We start from the raw sequence: 20,999 nt of genomic DNA, 5'->3' as shown, positions 1-20,999 counted from the left end.
GGGGCGCCCGGACGAATCCGGGCGCCCCGCCGGGCGTGCTCGACCAGGTCAGACGTTGACCTTCGCGGTGGTGCCCTGCGACGGACGCGACGGCGCGTCCTCGCCCATCGACACCGGCTTGCGCTTGCTGTAGACGACGGCGCCCACGATGATCAGCGCCGCCACGACGGCGACGGAGATGCGCAGGACGTCGTTCTCCTCGTTGCCGATGCTCCAGGCCACGACGGCCGGGGCGATCAGCAGCGACACCAGGTTCATGACCTTGAGCAGCGGGTTGATCGCCGGGCCGGCGGTGTCCTTGAACGGGTCGCCGACGGTGTCGCCGATGACGGTGGCGGCGTGCTGCTCGGAGCCCTTGCCGCCGTGCGCGCCGTCCTCGACGAGCTTCTTGGCGTTGTCCCAGGCGCCGCCCGAGTTGGCCAGGAAGACCGCCATGAGCGTGCCCGCGCCGATCGCGCCGGCGAGGTACGCGGCGAGCGGGCCCGCGCCGAGGCCGAAGCCGACGGCGATGGGGGCGAGGATCGCCAGCAGGCCGGGGGTGAGCAGCTCGCGCTGCGCGTCCCGGGTGCAGATGTCGACGACCTTGCCGTACTCGGGCCGCTGGGTGCGGTCCATGATGCCCGGGAACTCGCGGAACTGGCGGCGGACCTCCATGACGACGGCGCCGGCGGAGCGCGCCACCGCGTTGATCGCCAGGCCGGAGAACAGGAAGACGACCGCGGCGCCGATCAGCAGGCCGACCAGGCTGGCCGGGTTGCTGATGTTCAGCCAGTCGAGCACGGTGCCGGCGGGGTCGGCGTCGCCGGCCTCGACGAGCGCGTCCTCCAGGGTGGCCGTGTACGACCCGAACAGCGCGGTCGCGGCCAGCACGGCCGTGGCGATCGCGATGCCCTTGGTGATGGCCTTGGTGGTGTTGCCGACCGCGTCGAGCTCGGTCAGCGTGCGGGCGCCGCGCTCGTCGATGTCGCCGGACATCTCGGCGATGCCCTGCGCGTTGTCGGAGATCGGGCCGAAGGTGTCCATGGCGACGATGACGCCGACCGTGGTGAGCAGGCCGGTGCCGGCGAGCGCCACCGCGAACAGCGACAGCGTGATCGACGAGCCGCCCAGCAGGAAGGCGCCGAAGACGCCCGCGCCGATGAGCAGCGCCGAGTAGACCGCCGACTCGAGGCCGACGCTGATGCCGGCCAGGATGACGGTGGCGGCGCCGGTCTCCGACGACTTGCCGATGTCCTGCACCGGGCGCTTCTCGGTCTCGGTGAAGTAGCCGGTCAGCGCCTGGATGGCGGCGGCCAGCACGATGCCGATGACGACGGCGCCGATGGCGACGATGCGCGGGTCACGGCCCGACGCGGCGACACCCTCGTTGATCGAGTCGTCGTTGAAGCCGGCGAAGGTCGACGGCAGGTAGATCCACGAGACGACGGCCACGACGACCGCGGACAGCAGCGCCGAGATGTAGAAGGCGCGGTTGATCGCGACGAGGCCGTTGCGGTCGGAGACGCGCAGCCGGGTGATGAACACGCCGACGATGGCGATGACGACACCGATCGTCGAGACGATCAGCGGGAACACCAGGCCGTCCTCGCCGAACGCGAGCCGGCCGAGGATGAGGGCCGCGACGAGCGTGACCGCGTACGACTCGAACAGGTCGGCCGCCATGCCGGCGCAGTCGCCGACGTTGTCGCCCACGTTGTCCGCGATGGTGGCGGGGTTGCGGGCGTCGTCCTCGGGGATGCCCTGCTCGACCTTGCCGACCAGGTCGGCGCCGACGTCGGCGGCCTTGGTGAAGATGCCGCCGCCGACCCGCATGAACATGGCGAGCAGCGCCGCGCCGAAGCCGAAGCCCTCGAGCACGGTGGGGGCGTCGCCGCGGTAGATCAGCACGACCAGCGCCGCGCCGACCAGGCCGAGGCCGACGGTGAGGAAGCCGACCACGCCGCCGGTGCGGAACGCGATGCCCATCGCGCGCTCACGGGCGCCGTCGCCGCCGCGGGCGGCCGCGGCCACGCGCAGGTTCGCCCGCGTCGCGAGCCACATGCCGGCGCCGCCGATGAACGACGAGAACACCGCGCCGACGATGAAGAAGATCGAACGGCCGATCTTCACGGCGGTCTCGTTGTCGCTGTCGCCGTGGACCGGCAGCAGGAACAGCAGTACGACCGCGATGACCACGAAGATGGCGAGCGTCCGGAACTGGCGCAGCAGGTACGCCATGGCGCCCTCCTGCACCGCCCCGGCGATCTCCTGCATGTTGGCGGTGCCCTTGTCGGTCGACAGCACCGACTTGACGAGGGCAGCGGCGAAGCCCAGCGCGACGAGCGCGATGACCGCCGCCACGATCACGTATGTCGTGTTGGAACTGGAGAAGGTCACCTCGCCCGCTGCGGCGAGGGTGGAGGTCCCGGACATCTATGTCCTCCTGTTGCGAGTGCGCGCACCCGCGCGGCGGACGAACCGGCGGGTGCCTCCCCCGTTCGGGGGAACGACGCCTGGTCCCACGGCCGCGGGACCAGGGGGAAGTAGCTGATGACTCGCGTACTGTAGCGGCCAGGGGTGGTGATACTCACACCCGGCTCCGGCCGTGTCGCGGTGATCTTCTTCGCCGTGTTACGCGGGCGAAATGTGGAGTATGCTTCGCGACCCCGCGCGGGTCAGCGCCGCGCGACCGGCCACACCATCCGGACCTCGGTGCCGATGCCCTCGTCCACGGGGCGCACCTGCAGATCGTCCACAAAGCCCGCGAGCAGGGCGAACCCGACTCCGGTGGTCAGCGCCTCGTCCGTGAGGGACTCGTCGGCCAGCTCGTCCGGCGGCAGCGCCGACAGCCCGACGCTCGCCTCGATGGGGGCGCGGTCGATGACCCGCACCGTGTACGAGGTCGAGTCCGACATCTCCACCAGCACCGGGTCGGGCACCCCGTACTGCCGGTGCAGGGCGACCGCGCGGGTGCACGCCTCACCTATGGCCAGCCGGACCTCGTCGAGCAGGGTCTCGGCGACCCCGGCGCGCCGGGCCACGGCCACGCCGACCAGCCGGGCGGTGCGCACGTGCACCGGGGCCGGCGAGAAGCTCAACCGAACAGTGGCCATCACGCCGCGGGGCCGGGGCCGGCACCCGTCTCCGGCGTCCCCGTCGCGGCCTCGACGCTCGGATGGATGGGGAACACCTGGTCCAGCGCGGTGATCCGGAAGATCTTGAGCAGCGGTTCCTTCGCGCAGACCAGGCTGAACGTGCCGCCCACGGCGCGCAGCCGCTTCAGGGCCCCGACCAGGACACCGAGGCCCGTGGAGTCGAGGAAGTCGACGCGGCCGAGGTCGACGACCACGTCCCGCGCCCCCGAGTCGACCAGTTCGATCAGCCGTTCCCGCAGCCGAGGGGCGGTGTAGACGTCCACCTCGCCGCCGACCTCCAGCACCGTGTGCTCGGCGACGGTGCGGGTCGCCAGCGACAGCTCCATCGGTCCCTCCTCGCGGGATTCCGGCCTCGGCCGGGGATCTCCTCAGGCATCCAACCATGGGCGCGCACCCGGTCGGGCACGTCCCCTGCCCGCCGTACCCGTTTGGGGTTACCGCCAACCGGGTGTCAGCATGCAGTGCGTGACCACAGCGGCATCCGACCGGCGCGACCCCGCCGCGCTGCTGACGCTGCTGTCGGCTCGGGCATCAGCGTCGATCACGCACGTGGAGACCGTACCCGCGCGGCCCGGGGTCACGGCACCCTGGCCGACCTGGGCACAGCCCGAGCTGGTCAGGGCGCTGGGCGTGCCGGCGCCGTGGCGGCACCAGGCGGACGCCGCGGCGCTCGCCCACGCCGGCCGGCACGTGGTCGTGGCCACCGGCACGGCGTCCGGAAAGTCCCTCGCGTACCAGCTGCCGGCCCTGTCGCGGCTGCTCACCGACCCCCGCGCCACCGTGCTCTACCTCGCCCCGACCAAGGCGCTGGCCGCCGACCAGCTGCGGGCCGTCGCCCGGTTCGGCCTCGAGGGGGTACGACCGGCGTCGTACGACGGCGACACCCCGCGCGCCGAGCGCGAGTGGATCCGGCAGCACAGCCGCTTCGTCCTGACCAACCCGGACATGGTGCACCGTTCGCTGCTGCCCGGTCACGCGGCGTGGGGCACGTTCTGGCGCCGCCTCGCGTACGTGGTAGTGGACGAGTGCCACACCTACCGCGGCGTCTTCGGCTCGCACGTCGCCCACGTCCTGCGCCGGCTGCGCCGCACCGCCGCCCGCTACGGCACGTCGCCGACGTTCGTGCTGGCCTCGGCCACCTCCGGCGACCCGGCGGACGCCGCGTCCCGCCTCACCGGCCTCGACGTGACGGCGGTGACGGAGGACGCCTCGCCCCGCGGCGGCCTGACGTTCGCCCTGTGGGAACCGCCGCTGCTCCCGCCCCCGCCGGCCGCCGCCCCGCCGGTGCCGTCGCCGCGGGCGCCCGACTGCCCGTCCCCGGGCTCCGGCGCCCTTCCCGACACCCTGGACGAACCACTCCTTCAGGTGCGCCGGTCGGCGCTCCGGGAGACCGCGGATCTCCTGGCCGACGCGGTGGTCTCCGGCACCCGTACCCTCGCCTTCGTCCGCAGCCGGCGCGGCGCGGAGGTCGTGGCGACGACGGCCCGGCGGTCCCTCGACGAGGTGGCCCCCGGCCTCGGCGCCCGGGTGGCGGCGTACCGGGCCGGGTACCTGCGCGAGGAACGCCGCGCCATCGAACGCTCCCTGCTCGACGGCACCCTGCTCGGCCTCGCCTCGACCAACGCCCTCGAACTCGGCGTCGACCTCGTCGGCCTCGACGCGGTGCTGATCTGCGGCTACCCCGGCACCCGCGCGTCACTGTGGCAGCAGGCCGGCCGCGCGGGCCGCTCCGGCGACTCCGCCCTGGCCGTGCTCGTCGCCCGCGACGACCCGCTGGACACCTACCTCGTGCACCACCCGGAAGCCCTGTTCGGCCGCCCGGTCGAGGCCACGGTCCTGGACCCGGCGAACCCGTACGTCCTCGGCCCGCAACTGTGCTGCGCCGCCGCGGAAGCCCCGCTGACCCACGAGGACCTCGACCTGTTCGGCCCGGCGGCCCGCCCGGTGGTGGCGTCGCTGGTCGAGTCCGGCGCGCTGCGCGAACGCCCCAGCGGCTGGTACTGGACCCACCGCGGCCGCCCCGACGTCGACATCCGCGGCACCGGCGGCGAACCCCTCGCCGTGGTCGAGACGTCGACCGGCCGGCTATTGGGCACAGTGGACCCCGGCTCCGCCCACGTCATGCTCCACACCGGCGCCGTCTACCTGCACCAGGGCGTGTCCTTCGTGGTCGACACCCTCGACCTCGACGACGGCGTCGCCCTCGTCCACGCCGAGGAACCCGACTGGACCACCCACGCCCGCGACGTCACGAACCTGTCGGTGGCGTCGGTACGGTCGTATGTGGACGCCGGGCCGGTCGGCCTGTTCTTCGGCGAGGTCGACGTCACCAACCAGGTCGTGTCGTACCAGCGCCGCCGCATGGGCTCCGGCGAGATCATCGACACCCGCCCCCTCGACCTGCCGCCCCGCGAACTGCGCACCGCCGCCGTCTGGTTCACGGTCTCCCCCAAGACCCTGGAAGCCGCCGGCGTCACCGCCGCCGACATCCCCGGCGCCCTGCACGCCGCCGAACACGCCGCCATCGGCCTGCTGCCGCTGATGGCCACCTGCGACCGCTGGGACATCGGCGGCCTGTCCACCGCCTGCCACGCCGACACCGACACCCCCACGGTCTTCGTGTACGACGGCCACCCCGGCGGCGCCGGCTTCGCGGAGCGGGCGTACGGCACCGCCTCGGCGTGGCTGACGGCGACACGGGAGGCGATCGCGTCGTGCGGGTGCGAGCAGGGGTGCCCGAGCTGCGTGCAGTCTCCTAAGTGCGGCAACGGCAACAATCCGCTGGACAAGGCGCGCGCGGTCACGGTGCTGGACGTGGTGCTGGCGCACCTGCCCGCGGGGCGCTGAGACGGGTGATGGCCGCGCCCTCCCGCAGGCGCGGCCATATCTTCTCCCCGGTAAAGCTGGGTATGCGTCAGCTCGTGATCGTGCTGTTGGCGGGGAGCACCGCCCCGTCGCGCGTGGCCTCGAAGGTCACCGTGTAGTTCAGCGGGAAGGTCATGCCGGAGCATGCCAGCGTCGCACCGTCGGCCAGCTTGAGCGCCTTCACGAGCGTGAGCGGCTGCGTGGAACCGGCGGCGAGGATGACCGTGTTGCCGTTCGCCGTCGAGATGTCGCTCAGCTGCACCGCGGCGGCACAGCCCTGCTTGGCCTCCCACGTCGCTCCACCGGTCACCTCGTGCGGGTTCACCTGCTCCGCGCGGATCGAAACGACCTTGCCGTTCACGGAGTTCCCAGCCGGGTTCGTCAGCGTCAGCCGGACGTCGCCGGTGTCCCCCGGCAGCAGCGCCTTCGAGCTGTGCGCGCCGGTCCGGCCGAGGAACTCGCCCGACACGGTCAGCGGCTGGTACGTCTCCGACTGAACCGCGCCCGCCGAGGCCGTCTGAGAGTTGGTGAAGGCGGCCCACGCCACCGTGCCGGCGACGGCGACACCGATCGCGGCGACACCCGAGAGGACGGCGGTGCGCTTCTTGTTCAGGTTCACTTCGTTGCTCCTACGATAATTGCTGCGTTCCCCGTGCCGCGTGGTCTTGGCGGATCGGCGCGGTACGGGGCGGTTGGTCCGACAGGAGCCTCGGTCGGCTGCTGCCGGTCTTGCTGGCGGTGCGTGACTGCTGCGGGGTGGTGACCCGCTACCCGGCCGGCTCGGTGGAGGCATCGGGAGTTGACGTGCCGTCGGGTTCGGTCGCGCCGTCCTGTTCGGACGCGGCGGACTGACCCCTTGGGGCGGTCTTCCTGGTCTTCGACGTGATGGCCGGCTCTCCGGTCGGCCTGAGCGTCGCCTTGGGGGGCACGTCGGCAGCCGGCTTGTCGGCCGGCTCGCCAGGCGGTTCCTTGGCCTGCTTGTCCGCTTTCGGCTTCCCGGCCGGGTCCGGGGTGGGATCCGGTGTGGGCTCAGGCGTGGCCGAGTCGGTGCCCTGAATGGTGGCCGTCGCCGGGTCGGCGCCCGCCTCACCGGCGACCAGGTGAGGAGTGGTCACCTGGTCGCCGCTGCCCTCGGCCCCGCCGTCGGCGGCCCCAGAGCACCCCTTGGCAGCGCTTCCCCGCCCCGCCTGGGCTGTGCTTCCCGGCCGGGCCTTGGCTGTGTTTCCCGGCCCGGCCGTGGAGGCGCCTATGCCCTCCGGCGCCGCCGCACCCGTCCCACCGGCGGTGGTGCCGGTGCCGGTCGCTGCCGCTGTGCGGTCATCGCCGGCATCGGCGTTCCGCCCTGCCGTACCGCGGCCCGAAGGGGCCGGGTTGCCGCCCTGGTCCGTGGGCCGCTGCGGGCAGGTCGTCGGGGTGTCCGTCGTGGTGGATGCGGGCGGCGGCACGTACAGCTCCACGCGGATCGTGACCTGTGCCCGGTGCTGCCAGCCCGACGAGTTCGCGAGCGCCGCGCCGCCCAGGCCGACCGAGCCGAGCACGGTGACCGCGCCCAGCACGCCGGCGTGGGCCAGCATGCGGCGCGACCGACCGGGCCGGCGGTCGTTGACCATGACGGGCGTGCGCACTGCGTCCTCCACGACGAGACTCGGGCTATTCGGACTTACTGCCCGAACGGGATGAAGTCTGCCGCATCTGACGTCCGCCCGATCATCGGGAACGCGGCCGTTTCCGGGGCCACGACCCGGTTCCCGGCGGCGCTTCCCAGCCAGCGCCGGGCCCTGAAGGTATTAATCCATTAGTGCGCCTTACGCCCGTTTCACACGCTTTCTGCGGAGGGTCCACGCCTCAGCCGCCCACCCCGATCGGTCCCGCGCGTGACGCCGCCTCCGCCACGCGGGACAGGCCGGGCAACGGTGTCACCGGCACCTCCGCCGCCACGACGACGTCCAGCCCCTCCAGGCGGCAGGCGGCCAGGCGGGCGCCGTTGGCGGTGACGAGTTCCGCCGCCCGGGCGCACGCCGCCGCCTCGCCCTCGATCGCGCGCATGGCGCCGGCCAGCGCCCCGAAGTCGGCCGCCGTCCGGGCCTCGTGCCTCGCCACCCGCGCGGCACCGGCGCCGGCCAGCGCCAACGCCAGCACCACCAGGGCCAGCCCGACGCCGAGCACCCACACCGACGCCGCGCCGCGGTCCTTCTCCCGCCCGCGCACCGCGATCACGGGACGGTCCCGGCGCCGTCGGGTTCCCGGGCGGCGGTGGCCGCGGCGTCGACGGTGATCCGCGGCAGGCGGGCGCCCAGGACCTTCACCGGGGCGCGGACGCTCATCGTCACCGTGTCGCCGCCCCCGCCTTCCGCGACCGTCGCGCCCGGCGGGGCGATCCGGTGCGCGGCCGCCGCGCCGCCGTCCCCGCGGCCGGCGGCCAGGGCGCCCTCGCGGGCCGCGTCGACGCACTGCAGGTGGGTGGTGACCGCCGTGACCGCGGTCAGGCCTGCCAGCAGCAGGAGCGTGAGCGCCGGCAGCCCGGCCGCCAGTTCCGCGGTGAAGGAACCCCGGTCGCGGCCGGGACGCCGGTCGGGCCGCCGGCGCGCGGTCACCCGAGCGCCCGGTCGATCACGGCGCTGAGGGCCGCCGTCACGGGGCCGCTCGTCACGACCTTGAGCAGGATGCCCGCGAACGCCACCGCGGCGAGCGTGCCCACCGCGTACTCGGCGGTGTTCATGCCGGCGTCGTCGGAGAGCCGGGCGATCAACTTGCGCATGCTGGTCCTTTCCGGAACTTGATCTACAGGACGTCGCCGAGAACGGCGACCACCACCGGCACCAGGCCGGCGAGCACGAAGGCGGGCAGGAAACACAGCCCGAGCGGCAGCACCATGAGGACGCCGGCCCGCCGCACGGCCGCCTCCGCGGCGACGGCCCGGTCGGCGCGCAGGTCGTCGGCGACGCGGCCGAGCGCGCCCGCCAGCGCGCCACCGCTGGCCGCCGAGCGCACCGCAGCCGCCACGATCCGGCCGCCGCCGGGGGCGTCCAGGTAGGACCAGGCCTCCGCCGGGTCGCCGCCCATCCGCAGCACCCGGGCGACCCGGTGCAGCCGGTCGCCGAGCGGGCCGCCGAGGGCGTCGGCCACCGCGGCGGCCGCCCGGTCGACGGGCGCGCCCGCGCGCAGGGCGGCGGCGAGCAGGTCCGCCGCCAGGGGCAGGTCCGCTTCGATGCGGCGGCGTTCCTCCCGCAGGGCGGCCGGTTCGAGGCGGCGGACCAGGCGGTCGAGGACGACGGCGGCGACCACGCCGGCCGGCACGCCCCACCACCCGTCCACGACCAGGACCACCGCGACGCCGACCGGCACCGCGCTCAGCCGACGCAGGTCGCGCGGGGGCGACCGGTCGGGCGTACGCAGCCGGTCGAGGCCGTCGCCGCGCCGGGAGCGCCGGGGCCACAGCAGCAGGGCGCCCGCCACCACCAGCAGGCCCGCGGCGATCACGGCAGCCCCGCCCGGGCCAGCCGATCCGACCAGGCCAGACCCGCCGTCTGCAGCCCGAGCGCGCCGAGGGCGCACGCCGCGCCGATCGGCGTGTGCAGCAGCACGGCGAGCGGGTCGGCGCCGATCAGGTAGCCGAGGACGATGCCGCCGAGCGGCAGGGCGGCCAGCAGCACCGCCGTCGCCTGGGCACCCGCACCCTGGGCGGCCGCCGTAGCGCGGGCGCGGTCGGCGGCGCGCGCGTCGGCCTCGATGCGTTCGACCAGGTCGGCGGCGGGAGCGCCGGTCTGCTCGGCGAGGTGCCAGACCGCCCCGGTCAGGTGGTGGAACCGGTCGTCGCCCGTACCCGATGCGGTGGGGTCTTCCGGGTCCGGCAGCACGGCCGCCGGCGGCAGGCCGGCGCGCAACTCGGCGGCGACCGCGCCGAGGGTGTCCAGCGCGCGGGCGCGGGCGGCGGCTTCGGCGCGGGCCCGCGCGTGGCGCAGGGCGGCCCGCGCGGCCAGCGCCGCGTAGCCGGCGGCGACCGCGGCCAGGACCGGGCCGGCGGCCAGGCCGCCGCCCGCCGCCCCCGCGACGGCGGCCGCCAGCGTGGCCCAGCGCGGATGCCGCCGCCATGCCGCCGCGCGGGGCAGGACCGACCACATCTTGGGGACGCCCTCCGCCGACGGCAGGCGGCTGCGCGCCGGCCAGATCACTACGACGGCACCGGCGACCAGTGCCGCCGCGGCCAGCACGACCTCGGCGGTCACGGCGCACCCGCCGGGCTGCGGCGCCCGGGCGCGGGGCCGCCATGCAGGTGCAGCGGCGGCGGAGCGGTGCCGCCGAGAGCCGCGGGTGGCTCGACGTCGCGTGAGGTCAGCAACTGGGCCAATGCCGTGGCGGCCGGGCCCGGCCCCCGGGCGTGATGCCAGGCCGGGACCACCGTAGCCAGCCGCTCCGGGCCCGTCGGCAGCAGCACCGACACGGAGTCCAGGACGCGGCCCGCGGCGGTGCGGCGCAGGTGGAGCACCACCTGGAGGGCCGCCAGGACCTGGGCGTGCAGCGCCGCGCGCGGCAGGCCGCCCAGTAAACCGAGCGCTTCGAGACGGGCGGGGACGTCGGCCGGGGCGTTCGCGTGCAGGGTGCCGGCGCCGCCCTCGTGGCCGGTGTTCAGGGCGCCCAGCAGATCGACGACCTCGGCGCCGCGGCACTCCCCGACGACGAGGCGGTCCGGGCGCATACGCAGCGCCTGGCGGACCAGGTCGGGCAGGGCGACGGCGCCCGAGCCTTCGACGTTCGGCGTGCGGGCCTGGAGTGTGACGACGTGCGGGTGGTCGGGCCGCAGCTCGGCGGCGTCCTCGACGAGCACGATGCGTTCCGTCGGCGGGACCAGGGCCAGCAGCGCACCCAGCAGGGTGGTCTTGCCGCTGCCGGTGCCGCCGGTCACCAGATAGGCGAGCCGGGCACGGACGACGGCCGCCAGCAGCTCGGCGACAGGGCCGTCCGGGACCAGGTCGGCGAGGGTGAACGGGCGGCTCCGGAAGGTCCGCAACGACAGATACGGGCCGCCGGCGCCCACGGGCGGCAGGACGGCGTGCAGGCGGGTGCCGTCGGGGAGGCGTGCATCGGCGTACGGGCAGCCGTCGTCGAGGCGGCGGCCGCAGGCCGCGGCGAGGCGCTGGGCGAGGCGACGCACGTCGTCGGTGGTGCCCAGGCCCACGTGGGCGCGGTGCAGGCCGGCGCCGCGGTCGATCCACACGTCGGTGCCGTTGACGAGGATGTCGGTGACGGCCGGGTCGGCGAGCAGCGGGGCGAGCGGGCCGGCGCCGACCAGGTCGGCGTGGACGCGGTCGGCCAGGCGCAGCACGGTCGCGTCACCGAGGACAGCCGCGTCGGGCTCGGCCCGCAGCGCGCCGACCACCGCGGCCGCGGTGGCGGGACGGCCGTCCTCGGCGATCCGGCGCCGCACCCGCTCGGCCAGCGAGGTGGATCCCGCGGGCAGCAACGTGGATCCCGCCGGCAGCGGCAGCCCGATGGCGGTCGGCGCGGCGGTGGACCGCGCGGCGGCGGTCGGTGCGGCGGCGGTCGGCGCGGCGGCGGTCGGCGCGGCGGCGGTCGGCGCGGCGGCGGACCGCCGGCTGCCTGCCTCGGAGTACGCCGCCGGCAGCGGTAGGTCGGCCGCCGCAGGCATCGCGGCCGACCGGGGACCGCCGAGCGCGAGCGAGCCGGCGTGGGGCCGAAGGCCGAGGCCGGGGACGACGTCCTGCACAGGCGGACCGCCGGTGGAAGAACCCGAGCGACGATCCGGCGGCGGCGAAACGGCGGCCGGGGACTCCTCACCCCACAGGCGGGCCGCGACCGGTCCCGGCCACGACGGGGTGGGACTCATGCCGCCGACTCCGCGCCGCGGTGGCCCGCCGTCAGGTCGTCCAGGACGCGGCGGCACAGGTCGGCGAGGGGGCCGCGGCCGTCGGCGGCCGGGGCCTCGCCGCGTTCCAGACCCTGGCAGACGGCCGGTTCCGGGCGCAGGGTGCCCGCCAGGGGCAGGCCGAGGGCGCGGGACACCTCCCGCGCCTTGAGCCTGCCGGGAGCGGGGCCGCGCACGACCACGGACACGTCCGCGCAGTGCGGGGCCACGGTGGCGGCGACGCGGGCGGCCGCGGCGACCGCGCGCAGTTCGGCGGGGACGACGAGCAGGGTGCGGTCGGCGGCCTGGAGGGCCAGGGCGGCGGCGTCGTCGAGGTGGCGCGGCAGGTCGATGACGACCACGTCGCGGCCGCGGCGGGCGGCGTCCAGGGTGGCGGCCATCGCCTCGGCCGGGACCGGCAGGAGTTCGTCGCGGGAGAAGCAGAGCAGCACGAGGTCGCCCTGGTTCGGCAGGGCGCGGATGAGGGCCGGCGGGTCGACGCGGCCGCGGGTGGCGGTCAGGGCGGGCCAGCGGAGGCCGTCCACCTGCTCCCAGCCGAGCAGCAGGTCGAGGCCGCCGCCGAGCGGATCGGCGTCCACCAGGAGGGTGCGCCGGCCGGCGCGGGCGGCGGTGACGGCGAGGGCGCCGGCCAGGACGCTGGCGCCCGCTCCCCCGCGGCCCCCGACGACCGCGAGGACGCTCGCGTCGGCGCCCGGGTCGTGGGGCGTGGCCAGGCGGTCGACGAGCCACGGCTCGGCGAGGGGCAGCTCGGCGACGTGTTCGGCGCCGAGCTGTTCGGCGGCCTCCCACGGCACGCCCGGGCCGCCGACCAGCACGACGCGGGGGCGGCGGGGCAGGCGGGCGCGCAGGCACGGTTCCGCCTGGTCGGCGGCGATCAACACGTGCGGGGCGGTGGCCCAGCGGGCGCGGGCGGCGACAGGGTCGGCGGCCACGTCGACCTCGGTGCCCGCGGCGGCGGCGAGGCGCAGCAGCTCGTCGAGCAGCCCGGGGTCGGCGGTGACGACGAGCGGGCGGTGCGGCGCGGGACGGACGGTCGGACGGGCAGGCATCACAGCACTCCGGCGGGAAGGGAGAAGCGGCAGAAAGGGAACGGGGGGCGAGGCGGCGGAAAGGCCGAGGTGGCAGGAAGGGCGAGGTGGCGGACGGGCGCAGCGAGCAGGGGGCGAGGCAGCGGGAAGGGCGAGGTAAGCGGGAAGGCGGCAGCGGCGGGAACGGCGAGGTAGCGGGAAGGCGGCAGCGGGGGGAACGGCGAGGTAGCGGGAACGGCGAGGTAGCGGACGACAGCGAGGCGAGAGGGCAGCAGGAAATGAGGGGGAAGGGTCAGGACCGATGGAGCCGGGCGCCGTTGGCCCGGTCACTGTGGCGGGCTGGGTCGGTCGCGTGCCCGGCAGCGGCCCCGAGCCTGTGGATGGCCGCTCGCTGTGGATGACCCGGCCCACCCCCGCCGTGATCTGCTAAGCAACCCCCGCAAACCGACGCGGCGGGTTGCGCGGACGTGTGGGCGGAGCCGGGTCCGGGTATCTTGTCCGGGAGATTTACCGATGAGGGTGGGTATGGAGACCGCGATCCGGCGCACGTTGACCGATGACGGCACGGCCGTCGTCGTGGTTGCGGGCGAGGTCGATTTCACGAACGCCGAAGACGTGGCGAAGTGCATCGAGGACGCGGTGTCGGACGGGCAGCCGGTCGCGATCCGGGTCGACCTGCAGCAGGCCGCCTTCATCGACTCCACCGGCCTCGGCGCCCTGATCACGGGCTACCGCGCGGCGGTCGACGCCGACATGGCCTTCTCGGTGGTGAATGCGAGCCCCGGTTTTCAGCGCGTTCTGGCGGTCACGGGGCTGTGTGAACTCTTCGGCCTGGGTGTGGCCGACGAGTCGGACATCGCTATCTGAGCTCGCTATTCATCAGACGATTCCGGAGGGCCGGATCGTCCGTTCAGCCGAGCAACGGAAACCGAACGGATCGGTGTCGGCAACGCGTCGAGACAGTTGTCGATACGCGACAGCTGGACGTTTGCGCAGCTCAGAGCCCTGCCGCAATAGGGGATCACTCGTGCGGCAATGCTTGTTGAGTCCCTGTTGAGTCCTCGATGAGCCCTTCCGGTCACCCTTTCGCCTGCCATGCCACTGCGGGCGCGGTGTTGTATGGGGGAAGGACGAGAAATGGAACGGATCAAGACGTACATCCACGCGGACGACCCGATCTCGCGCGCGGGGGTCGCGAGTCAGCTGCGGCCCCGGCCGGAGGTGCTCGTCGTCGAGGGGGCGGAGGCTCTCGAGGCGCGGGTCTGCCTGGTGATCGGGGATCAGGTCACCCAGGGGGCGCTGCGGGTCATCCGCCTGCTGCGTCAGCAGGGCAGCCAGGTCGTGCTGGTGGTCGCGGAGCTGGACGACTCGGCGCTGGTGGCGTCGGTCGAGGCGGGGGTGGCCGGCATGGTGCGCCGGTGCGACGCCACGCCGGACCGGCTCATCGCGGCGATCCGCTCGGCGGCCGCCGGTGAGGCGGCGGTGCCGCCCGATCTGGTGAACCGACTGATGGACCAGGTGGGCCGGCTCCAGCGGCAGGTGCTGTCGCCGCGGGGGCTGAGCTTCACCGGGCTGGCGGACCGGGAGATCGAGGTGCTGCGGCTCGTCGCCGACGGGCTGGACACCGCGGAGATCGCGACGAAGCTGTCCTACTCGCAGCGCACGATCAAGAGTGTGCTGCACGACGTGACGACCCGGTTGCAGTTGAAGAACCGGTCGCACGCCGTGGCGTACGCGTTGCGCCAGGGTCTGATCTGACGACGGTCTGACATCGGCGGCTCGGCGCGGGTATGGGGCCCGCGCCGAGCCGTTGTCGTTCAGGGGGTCGTCCGGCCGCTGACCGTGACGGCGGCGCTGCACTTCTTCTTGGCGGGCGCCGGGTTCTGGCACCGGACGGCGATGGTGAGCCGCTGACCCTTGTTGAAGTGCAGCGGGACGCTGAAGTGCTGGTCCTGGATGCGGTGGGTCTCCAGGCTCCAGGTCAGCAGGGTCTCGTCGCCGCGGCGGATCTCCAGCAGGCCGACGTCGCCGACCGGGTTCTGCAGGACGATGTCGCTGACGTCGAGCGGCTTCTGCGGCTGCTTGGCGTCGAAGAACTCGCTGAACCCGCTGGCCCGCACCTGCCCGGCGGCGGAGATCCGGTAGTCGACGGCCTTGGTCAGCGCCTTGGCGGCCGACGGGTCGGGGGTCGGCTTCTTCGACGGCGACGGCGTCACGTCGCCGCCGGGGCCGCCGCCGCCCGGGCCGGCGCCGCCGCCGGCGGCGAGCTGCGCCGCGGTGTCGTTCTTGACCTTCTCGGCGGCCTTCGACGACTCGACCTTCGCCGCCTCGGTCGCGGCGGACTGCACCGCCGGCTTGAGCACGGCCAGCCACAGCCCGGCGCCGACGACGGCCAGCGCGATCACCGCCACCGCCACGCCGAGCGCCCAGCGGGGCACGACAGGGTCCTGCTCGAAGGTGGCGGACGAGGTGACGGCCTCGCCGCGGTCGGGCATGACCACGATGTCGAAGGGCCGCTGGCGCTGGGCGCCGGTCCAGAACTTCTCGCGCGGCACGGCGGCCAGCCGGACCCGGTGCACGAGGCCGGGGCCGACGACGGAGGCGGACCGGGAGACGGTGAACGTCAGCGCGTCGTCCTGGTCGACGCCCTCGATCTCGGTGCCGACGGCGACGTTGCCCAGGTTGGCGATGTCGACGCGGTGCTTGCCCTTGCGGGCGCCGCGCGAGATCTGCGGCACCAGCGTGACGCGCAGGTCGCTGAACGGCGCGACGTCGACGACGCCCTCCTCGACGACCGACCCCTCGGGGTCCTCGAGGGACAGCGCCTTGAAGCCGAACGGCACCGGGCCCGCGGCGGGCTCGGCGGCCCGGGGCGGCCGGAAGTGCACCCGCACCTCGGCGCTGTCGCCGGGGTAGAGGTTGAGCACGGCCGGCTCGACCACGGTCCACGGCGCGGCCGCACCGACGACGGCGCACGTGACCTGGTCGATGACCTGGCCGGTGTTGCGCACGGTGGCCGTGAGGACGGCCTCTTCACCGGGTACGACGGTGAGCTCGCTCGTACCCCATGCCACTGACACTCCCATGGAGGGTGAGTGTGGGCGTCGCGCGGCGGGCGCGGTACGCGCGCAGGGGTACCCGCCCGGGCTTCCGGCACGGCCCGAAAGGGCAGTCCGCGGCACCCCGGCGGACGCCCCGCCGATCGTCGTACGCGTGCGCGGGGGTTCCTACGGTGATGTCCTCCACCGTCGTGCCGTCCGCGCGCGGCACCAGTCCCGGGAGCGGCCGTGCAAGGGCGTCACAAGCGCAGGGTGTGGGCCTCCGGCCTCGTCGTCTCCGCCGTCGTGGGCGGGCTCGTCGCCGGGTACTCGGCGTTCCCGACCTCGTCGCTGGCGGCGGTGTCGCCGGGCGCGACGGTCCGGGTGTCGGTGACCGACGCGGGCGAGGGGCTGCCGGGCTCCAGTTACGACCCGTCGGTGTCGGCGGACGGCCGCTGGGTGGCGTTCAGCACGACGGCGCCGCTGGACCCGGCGGACGACGACGGCGACCGGCGCGGCGACCTGGACGTGTACGTGCGCGACACCGTGAACGGCCGCACCCGGCTGGTGTCGCACGGCGTGGGCGGGACGGCGGTCGGCACGAGCGCCCTGCCGTCGATCTCGGGGGACGGCCGGTACATCGCCTTCTGGACCGACGCCACGAACATCCCGGCGGACGCCCCGCGCGGCCGCCGCATCGTCGTGTGCGACCGCGACCCGGACGGCGACGGGACCTTCGGCGACGGGTGCGCGCACACGGTGGTCAGCGGCAGCGACTACGACCCGGTCAACCCGCACATCTCGGCGGACGGCTCGCTGGTCTCCTACGAGGTCCCGCAGGGCACGATCGGCCTGCTGAGCTCGGCCCCTAACGCCGCGGCGGCCCGCAAGGCCCCGAACGCCCCGGCGGCCGCGGCGACCCCGGACCCGGGCGGCAACAACACCCCCGGCCCCGGCGGCAGCAACACCCCGGACCCGGGCGGCAGCAACACCCCCAGCCCGACGTTCAGCCCCAGCCCGAGCCCGAGCCCCAGCGGCCCCGTCGATCCCGAGGAGCCGGTCGACGACACGTTCGGCGACTACTGGACCGGCTGGATCGAGCTGGTCAGCCTCAGCACCGACGACGCCGGGCGGTTGCGCCGGCCGCTGCCCGAGGACCACACCGTCGTCGAGGCCCCCGGGGCGCTCACCGTCGACGGCCGCCGGTACACCGTCGACCACTACGCCGACTCGACGCTGGCCGCCGGCGGCGGGCACGTCGCGTTCGTCGCTCGCTACGAGGACGCCGACCCGGAGCGCTTCGCGACCCGGTCGGCCGTGTTCGACCACGAGATCGGCACCGAGTCGTTCGTGCGCCTCGACGTGGCCGCCGACGGCACCCCGCTGCCCGGCTTCGCCCGGGAGGCGGGCCAGCCGGCGCTGTCCGGCGACGGCAGCCGGTACGCCTACGTGGACCGCGCCGACCGCGACGCGCCGGTGGTGCGCGCCTACGACCGGGACGCCGACGACGACGGCGTGCTGACCGGCGACGGCGTGGCGCTGCCGACCGAGGTCGCGTCCCGCACCACCGCCGGCAGGGCGGCCCTCGGCGGCTACCCCGCGTTCTCCGCCGACGGCCGGTACCTGGCGTTCGCCACGCCGTCGCTGGGCACCCACAACGGCGTCGACACGGCGCGCGACGAGCTGGACCGGTGCCTGTCCGACCGCGACAGCGACCGGCGGGTGCCGTCCCCCTCGCACTGCGACGTGGTGGTCCGCGACCTGGTGGTGGACGCGGCCCGGGCCGAGGCGGACCTGCCGCGGCTGCCCGGCGAGCTGGTGTCGGCGAGCCTGCGCGAGGAGTGCGGCGCCGGCGAGACCTGCGAGGGCGACGGCCACAGCGTGATGCCCGTGCTGACCGCGGACGGCTCCGCGGTGGCGTTCGCCTCCGAGGCCACCGACCTGGTCGCGGGCGACGCCAACAAGAGCGCCGACGTGTTCCTGCGCCGCTTCGAGCCGGCCCTGGCCGCCGAGCCGGTCGACCTGGGCACCGTGCCGCTGGGCTCGTCGGCGCTGGCGGACGTGCCCGTGCGGCACACCGGGTTCGGCCCGCTCGCGGTCGCCGAGATCGTCGTCGAGGGCGCGCACGCGACCGACTTCGCGGTGTTCCCCGCCGAGACGTGCACCGCGCAGGTGCTGCACGTGACCGGCCAGTGCGTCGTGTCGGTGCGGTTCCAGCCCACCGCCGTCGGCCCCCGCACGGCCACCGTGCGGCTGGTGCCGGTGCGCGGCGCCCCGCTCGACATCGTCGTCACCGGCGTGGGCGCGCCCGCGCCCACCGGGGGCTTCACCGCCCTGCCCGCTGGCCTCGACTTCGGCGCCCGGGCCGTCCTGCACCAGAGCCCGGTCAGGCCGGTCACCGTCACCAACACCGGCGACGGGCCGCTCACCATCGGCGCGGTCACGCTGGCCGGGGCGAACCCCGGCGACTACCGGATCACCGCCGACACCTGCCGCAACCGGGTCGTGGCCGTGGACGCCACCTGCCGCATCGACGTGCGGCACCAGCCCCGGGGCGTCGGCGACCGGCCCGCCGTGCTGCGCGTCGACCACAGCGCCACGCTCAGCCACACCGTCCCGCTGACCGGCGCGGGCTCGGCGCCCACGCTCACGCCGTCGCCCACCGTCGTCAAGTCCGGCGACGTCATCCGGCTCAACGGCGCGAACTTCCCGCCGGGCGGCACGGTGCGGCTCGGGTTCCGGGGCCTGCCCGCCGACCTCACCGTCAAGGCCGCCGCGGACGGCTCGTTCAGCACCCCGTTCGTCGTCATGGCGCACGTCGAGACGGGCCTGCGGCCGATGCTCGCCACCGCCACGGCCGCCGGCCTGGCCGCACCCCTGGAGGCGGAGGCGGAGCTGCTCGTCACCCGCGGCTCCCTCCAGCCGCCCGACTTCATCTTCCGGAACTGACGGCCGGCACCGGCCTTTCGAGAGGAGCGTCCCCATGACGCAGCACATCAACGCGGAAGGGGTGCCGTTGCGCGGCGACGGCACCCCGTTCCCCAGCGACCCGGCCCAGTGGTCCGACGAGGAGAGGGAGTACCTCGAGACGTACTTCTTCAACGGTGAGCTGGAGACCGGCATCGAGCACGAGCAGATCGCCATGGTCGACGTGCCCGAGCAGGCGGGCGACGGGGAGGCGTACGCATGAGCGACGACGGCATCGCGAACGTCGCCAGCGCCGCCTGGCACGTCATCGAGTCGGGCAAGCCGTCGGCGAGCCTGGCCAGCAACACCTGCAACGCCGTCCCGGCCGGCATCGCCGACCCGCTGCACTCGCTGACCGGCGCGCAGGGCCCGAACAGCCTGGTGTGGCGGCTGCGGCAGGAGAACGGGTTCGGCGTCGAGGTCGTCGACATCTCGTTCGACCTGCGCTGGGAGTTCGGCGCCCGGCACCGCGGCGGCGGCGCGTACATCCCGAACTGCTACCTGTACGTGCCGCGGTGCACGGTGCTGTGGGGGTTCACCGTGGACGTGCAGGTCCACGTCCACAACCCCACCAACGGCGGCACCGAGACCGCCCCGGTCGCGCGCCTGCCGCTGACGGTGAGCGGCTCGGTCAGCAGCCTGGTCAACACGCACAGCGTCCAGTGGGACTTCGTGCTGTTCGGCGACGGCCAGTACTCGGCCAGCTGAACCCCCCGACGAAGGAGCCCCCCGCCACGGTCCCGGCGGGGGGCTCCTTCTCGCGCGCGGTCAGTCCTTCTTCTCCGACCACAGCTCGATCTCGGTGATGGCGACGTTCTTGCTCTCGACGTTCTGGTAGGTGTCCTGCACCCACACCTGCACGGAGGTGACGGGGCCGCCGCTGTCGAGGTCGAACTCCTGCCCGTCGGTGTGGTCCTTGAGCACCAGGTCCTGCGTCCTGCCGGTGGGCCACACCAGGTGCAGGGTGCGCGGGCGCTGGCTGCCGCGCAGGTCGCCGACGATGCCGCCGCGGATCAGGGTGCGCTTCGGCTCGACGGGCTCCTGGAACTTCAGCTCGATCATCTTCTGCTTGGCGACGGGCGCGGACCACCAGGTGTTCGTGAACCCGTCGGCCGCCATCACCGGCGGGTGCTTGCGGTCCGACACCGGGCCGGTGGCGGTGACGGCGCGCACCGGCGCGTAGTCCGGGAACAGCGCGCTCTGCACCCAGGCGCGGCCCGCCTTGACGCGCGGGTCCACGAACGAGCGCACCTGCGGGAACGCCGCGTAGAGCAGGCCGCACACGAGGATGAGGACGGCCAGGCTGCGCCGGATGACCGGCCAGACCGACCGGCGGTGCTGGCGGCGCTGCACCCGTTCGGGCTTGCCGTCGGCGGCGGGCGCGGCGACCTCGGCCCGGCGCGGCTTGCGCCGCGGCAGGATCCGCTTCCACCACCTCGGCCGGACGGCCTCGGCGTGGGCGAGCGAGTCGCCGCAGCGGCTGCAGAACCGCCGGGTGGGCAGGTTGCCCTCGCCGCACTCGCCGCAGACGAGGTCGCCCTCCTCCAGCCGGCGGCTCGGCGCGCTCTTGGGCACGGCCCGGCGGGCCTGCGGCCGGTCCTGCGGCGCGACGACGTCGGGCTCGCCGCCCGCGGCGGGCCCGGCCGCGGTCCGCGCGGGCGCGGCCGCCGCCCGCGGCTGCGGCGCCGCGGCGGGGGTGGTCTCGGGGGCGACGAGCGCCGCCGGGTTCTGCTGGAGTACGCCGCCAGGGGCCCCCGCACCGATCGGGGCGCCCGGCGCCACAGCACCGCCCGGGGCGGGACCGGCGCCGTTCCCGCGCGGCGGCGGAGGCGGCGGCACGGCGGGCCGCCCACCCGGCGGCGGAGGCGGAGGCGGCGGCACCGCCGGACGCCCACCCGCACCGGGCGGCGGAGGCGGTGGCGGCGGCACGGCGGGCCGCCCACCCGCCGCCGAAGCAGCCCCGGCCCCGGCCCCGGCACCGGCGCCCGGCGGCGGCGGAGGCGGCGGCACCGCGGGACGCCCGCCCGGCGGTGGAGGCGGCGGCACCGCGGGACGCCCGCCCGGCGGTGGAGGCGGCGGCACC

At 75.2% G+C, this 20,999-nt stretch carries 20 protein-coding genes; 6 read left to right on the top strand and 14 right to left on the bottom strand.

Annotated features, from left to right (window positions below; translation table 11 throughout):
- Window positions 1–48: 48 nt before the first annotated feature.
- The 3 genes from Sya03_RS15395 to Sya03_RS15385 form a co-directional block, all read right to left on the bottom strand.
- Complete coding sequence (locus Sya03_RS15395) at window positions 49–2,412, bottom strand: sodium-translocating pyrophosphatase (RefSeq protein WP_203938984.1); 2,364 nt, start codon at window positions 2,410–2,412, stop codon at window positions 49–51.
- A gap of 242 nt (window positions 2,413–2,654) precedes the next feature.
- A complete protein-coding gene (locus Sya03_RS15390) occupies window positions 2,655–3,095 on the bottom strand; it encodes an ATP-binding protein (protein WP_203938983.1) in 441 nt (146 codons plus the stop codon).
- Window positions 3,092–3,460, bottom strand: coding sequence for an STAS domain-containing protein (locus Sya03_RS15385; RefSeq protein WP_203938982.1), 369 nt, complete (start codon window positions 3,458–3,460; stop codon window positions 3,092–3,094). Before Sya03_RS15385 ends, Sya03_RS15390 begins: the two co-directional genes overlap by 4 nt.
- Window positions 3,461–3,590: 130 nt before the next feature.
- Between Sya03_RS15385 and sftH the strand changes: the two genes are divergently transcribed.
- Window positions 3,591–5,981 (top strand): DEAD/DEAH box helicase, encoded by a 2,391-nt coding sequence (gene sftH, locus Sya03_RS15380; RefSeq protein ID WP_203938981.1) that lies wholly within the window; start codon window positions 3,591–3,593, stop codon window positions 5,979–5,981.
- A gap of 67 nt (window positions 5,982–6,048) precedes the next feature.
- Here the strand turns inward: sftH and Sya03_RS15375 are convergent, their stop codons facing one another.
- The 9 genes from Sya03_RS15375 to ssd form a co-directional block, all read right to left on the bottom strand.
- Window positions 6,049–6,618, bottom strand: coding sequence for a hypothetical protein (locus tag Sya03_RS15375; RefSeq protein ID WP_203938980.1), 570 nt, complete (start codon window positions 6,616–6,618; stop codon window positions 6,049–6,051).
- 148 nt (window positions 6,619–6,766) lie between these two features.
- The gene (locus tag Sya03_RS15370; RefSeq protein ID WP_203938979.1) at window positions 6,767–7,636 is read right to left on the bottom strand and encodes a hypothetical protein; all 870 of its coding nucleotides are present in this window, start codon (window positions 7,634–7,636) and stop codon (window positions 6,767–6,769) included.
- A gap of 208 nt (window positions 7,637–7,844) precedes the next feature.
- The gene (locus Sya03_RS15365) at window positions 7,845–8,216 is read right to left on the bottom strand and encodes an Rv3654c family TadE-like protein (RefSeq protein WP_239107545.1); all 372 of its coding nucleotides are present in this window, start codon (window positions 8,214–8,216) and stop codon (window positions 7,845–7,847) included.
- Window positions 8,213–8,593, bottom strand: coding sequence for a TadE family type IV pilus minor pilin (locus tag Sya03_RS15360; RefSeq protein ID WP_203938978.1), 381 nt, complete (start codon window positions 8,591–8,593; stop codon window positions 8,213–8,215). Before Sya03_RS15360 ends, Sya03_RS15365 begins: the two co-directional genes overlap by 4 nt.
- Entirely contained in the window at window positions 8,590–8,757 is a 168-nt protein-coding gene (locus tag Sya03_RS15355) for a DUF4244 domain-containing protein (RefSeq protein WP_203938977.1), read from the bottom strand. Before Sya03_RS15355 ends, Sya03_RS15360 begins: the two co-directional genes overlap by 4 nt.
- A 23-nt stretch (window positions 8,758–8,780) precedes the next feature.
- Entirely contained in the window at window positions 8,781–9,512 is a 732-nt protein-coding gene (locus Sya03_RS15350) for a type II secretion system F family protein (protein ID WP_203938987.1), read from the bottom strand.
- Window positions 9,476–10,225: a type II secretion system F family protein gene (locus Sya03_RS15345; protein ID WP_239107543.1), complete on the bottom strand. Its 750-nt coding sequence runs from the start codon at window positions 10,223–10,225 to the stop codon at window positions 9,476–9,478. Before Sya03_RS15345 ends, Sya03_RS15350 begins: the two co-directional genes overlap by 37 nt.
- Window positions 10,222–11,457, bottom strand: coding sequence for a TadA family conjugal transfer-associated ATPase (locus tag Sya03_RS15340; protein ID WP_203938985.1), 1,236 nt, complete (start codon window positions 11,455–11,457; stop codon window positions 10,222–10,224). The genes Sya03_RS15345 and Sya03_RS15340 overlap by 4 nt, the downstream gene beginning before the upstream one ends.
- A gap of 383 nt (window positions 11,458–11,840) precedes the next feature.
- Entirely contained in the window at window positions 11,841–12,932 is a 1,092-nt protein-coding gene (gene ssd, locus Sya03_RS15335; RefSeq protein ID WP_203938976.1) for a septum site-determining protein Ssd, read from the bottom strand.
- A 504-nt stretch (window positions 12,933–13,436) separates the two neighbouring features.
- Here ssd and Sya03_RS15330 point away from each other — a divergent pair.
- Together Sya03_RS15330 and Sya03_RS15325 are read left to right on the top strand one after the other, a co-directional pair.
- Entirely contained in the window at window positions 13,437–13,778 is a 342-nt protein-coding gene (locus tag Sya03_RS15330; protein WP_203938975.1) for an STAS domain-containing protein, read from the top strand.
- A gap of 270 nt (window positions 13,779–14,048) precedes the next feature.
- Window positions 14,049–14,669, top strand: a complete 621-nt coding sequence (locus Sya03_RS15325) for a response regulator transcription factor (protein ID WP_203938974.1) — start codon at window positions 14,049–14,051, stop codon at window positions 14,667–14,669.
- A gap of 59 nt (window positions 14,670–14,728) precedes the next feature.
- Here the strand turns inward: Sya03_RS15325 and Sya03_RS15320 are convergent, their stop codons facing one another.
- A complete protein-coding gene (locus tag Sya03_RS15320) occupies window positions 14,729–15,985 on the bottom strand; it encodes a COG1470 family protein (protein WP_203938973.1) in 1,257 nt (418 codons plus the stop codon).
- A gap of 213 nt (window positions 15,986–16,198) precedes the next feature.
- Between Sya03_RS15320 and Sya03_RS15315 the strand changes: the two genes are divergently transcribed.
- The 3 genes from Sya03_RS15315 to Sya03_RS15305 are packed head-to-tail and all read left to right on the top strand — an operon-like array spanning window position 16,199 to window position 19,624.
- On the top strand, window positions 16,199–18,898 hold the full coding sequence (locus Sya03_RS15315; RefSeq protein WP_203938972.1) for a choice-of-anchor D domain-containing protein: 2,700 nt from the start codon (window positions 16,199–16,201) through the stop codon (window positions 18,896–18,898).
- Between the two features lie 34 nt (window positions 18,899–18,932).
- Complete coding sequence (locus Sya03_RS15310; RefSeq protein ID WP_203938971.1) at window positions 18,933–19,139, top strand: hypothetical protein; 207 nt, start codon at window positions 18,933–18,935, stop codon at window positions 19,137–19,139.
- Window positions 19,136–19,624: a hypothetical protein gene (locus Sya03_RS15305; protein WP_203938970.1), complete on the top strand. Its 489-nt coding sequence runs from the start codon at window positions 19,136–19,138 to the stop codon at window positions 19,622–19,624. Before Sya03_RS15310 ends, Sya03_RS15305 begins: the two co-directional genes overlap by 4 nt.
- A 60-nt stretch (window positions 19,625–19,684) precedes the next feature.
- On the opposite strand, the gene Sya03_RS15300 is transcribed toward Sya03_RS15305, so the two are convergent.
- Window positions 19,685–20,698, bottom strand: a complete 1,014-nt coding sequence (locus Sya03_RS15300) for a zinc ribbon domain-containing protein (protein ID WP_203938969.1) — start codon at window positions 20,696–20,698, stop codon at window positions 19,685–19,687.
- Window positions 20,699–20,999: the final 301 nt, after the last annotated feature.

This window comes from Spirilliplanes yamanashiensis (assembly GCF_016863475.1).
GTDB classification, from domain to species: domain Bacteria; phylum Actinomycetota; class Actinomycetes; order Mycobacteriales; family Micromonosporaceae; genus Spirilliplanes; species Spirilliplanes yamanashiensis.
Note: the sequence above shows the minus strand (reverse complement) of the source record. Positions and strands in the feature narration are given on the sequence as shown.

Coding starts and splice junctions, on each gene's coding strand:
- Sya03_RS15395 (WP_203938984.1), bottom strand. CDS start 2,412: ATGTCCGGGACCTCCACCCTCGCCGCAGCGGGCGAGGTGACCTTCTCC.
- Sya03_RS15385 (WP_203938982.1), bottom strand. CDS start 3,460: ATGGAGCTGTCGCTGGCGACCCGCACCGTCGCCGAGCACACGGTGCTG.
- sftH (WP_203938981.1), top strand. CDS start 3,591: ATGCAGTGCGTGACCACAGCGGCATCCGACCGGCGCGACCCCGCCGCG.
- Sya03_RS15355 (WP_203938977.1), bottom strand. CDS start 8,757: ATGCGCAAGTTGATCGCCCGGCTCTCCGACGACGCCGGCATGAACACC.
- ssd (WP_203938976.1), bottom strand. CDS start 12,932: ATGCCTGCCCGTCCGACCGTCCGTCCCGCGCCGCACCGCCCGCTCGTC.
- Sya03_RS15330 (WP_203938975.1), top strand. CDS start 13,437: ATGGAGACCGCGATCCGGCGCACGTTGACCGATGACGGCACGGCCGTC.
- Sya03_RS15325 (WP_203938974.1), top strand. CDS start 14,049: ATGGAACGGATCAAGACGTACATCCACGCGGACGACCCGATCTCGCGC.
- Sya03_RS15310 (WP_203938971.1), top strand. CDS start 18,933: ATGACGCAGCACATCAACGCGGAAGGGGTGCCGTTGCGCGGCGACGGC.
- Sya03_RS15305 (WP_203938970.1), top strand. CDS start 19,136: ATGAGCGACGACGGCATCGCGAACGTCGCCAGCGCCGCCTGGCACGTC.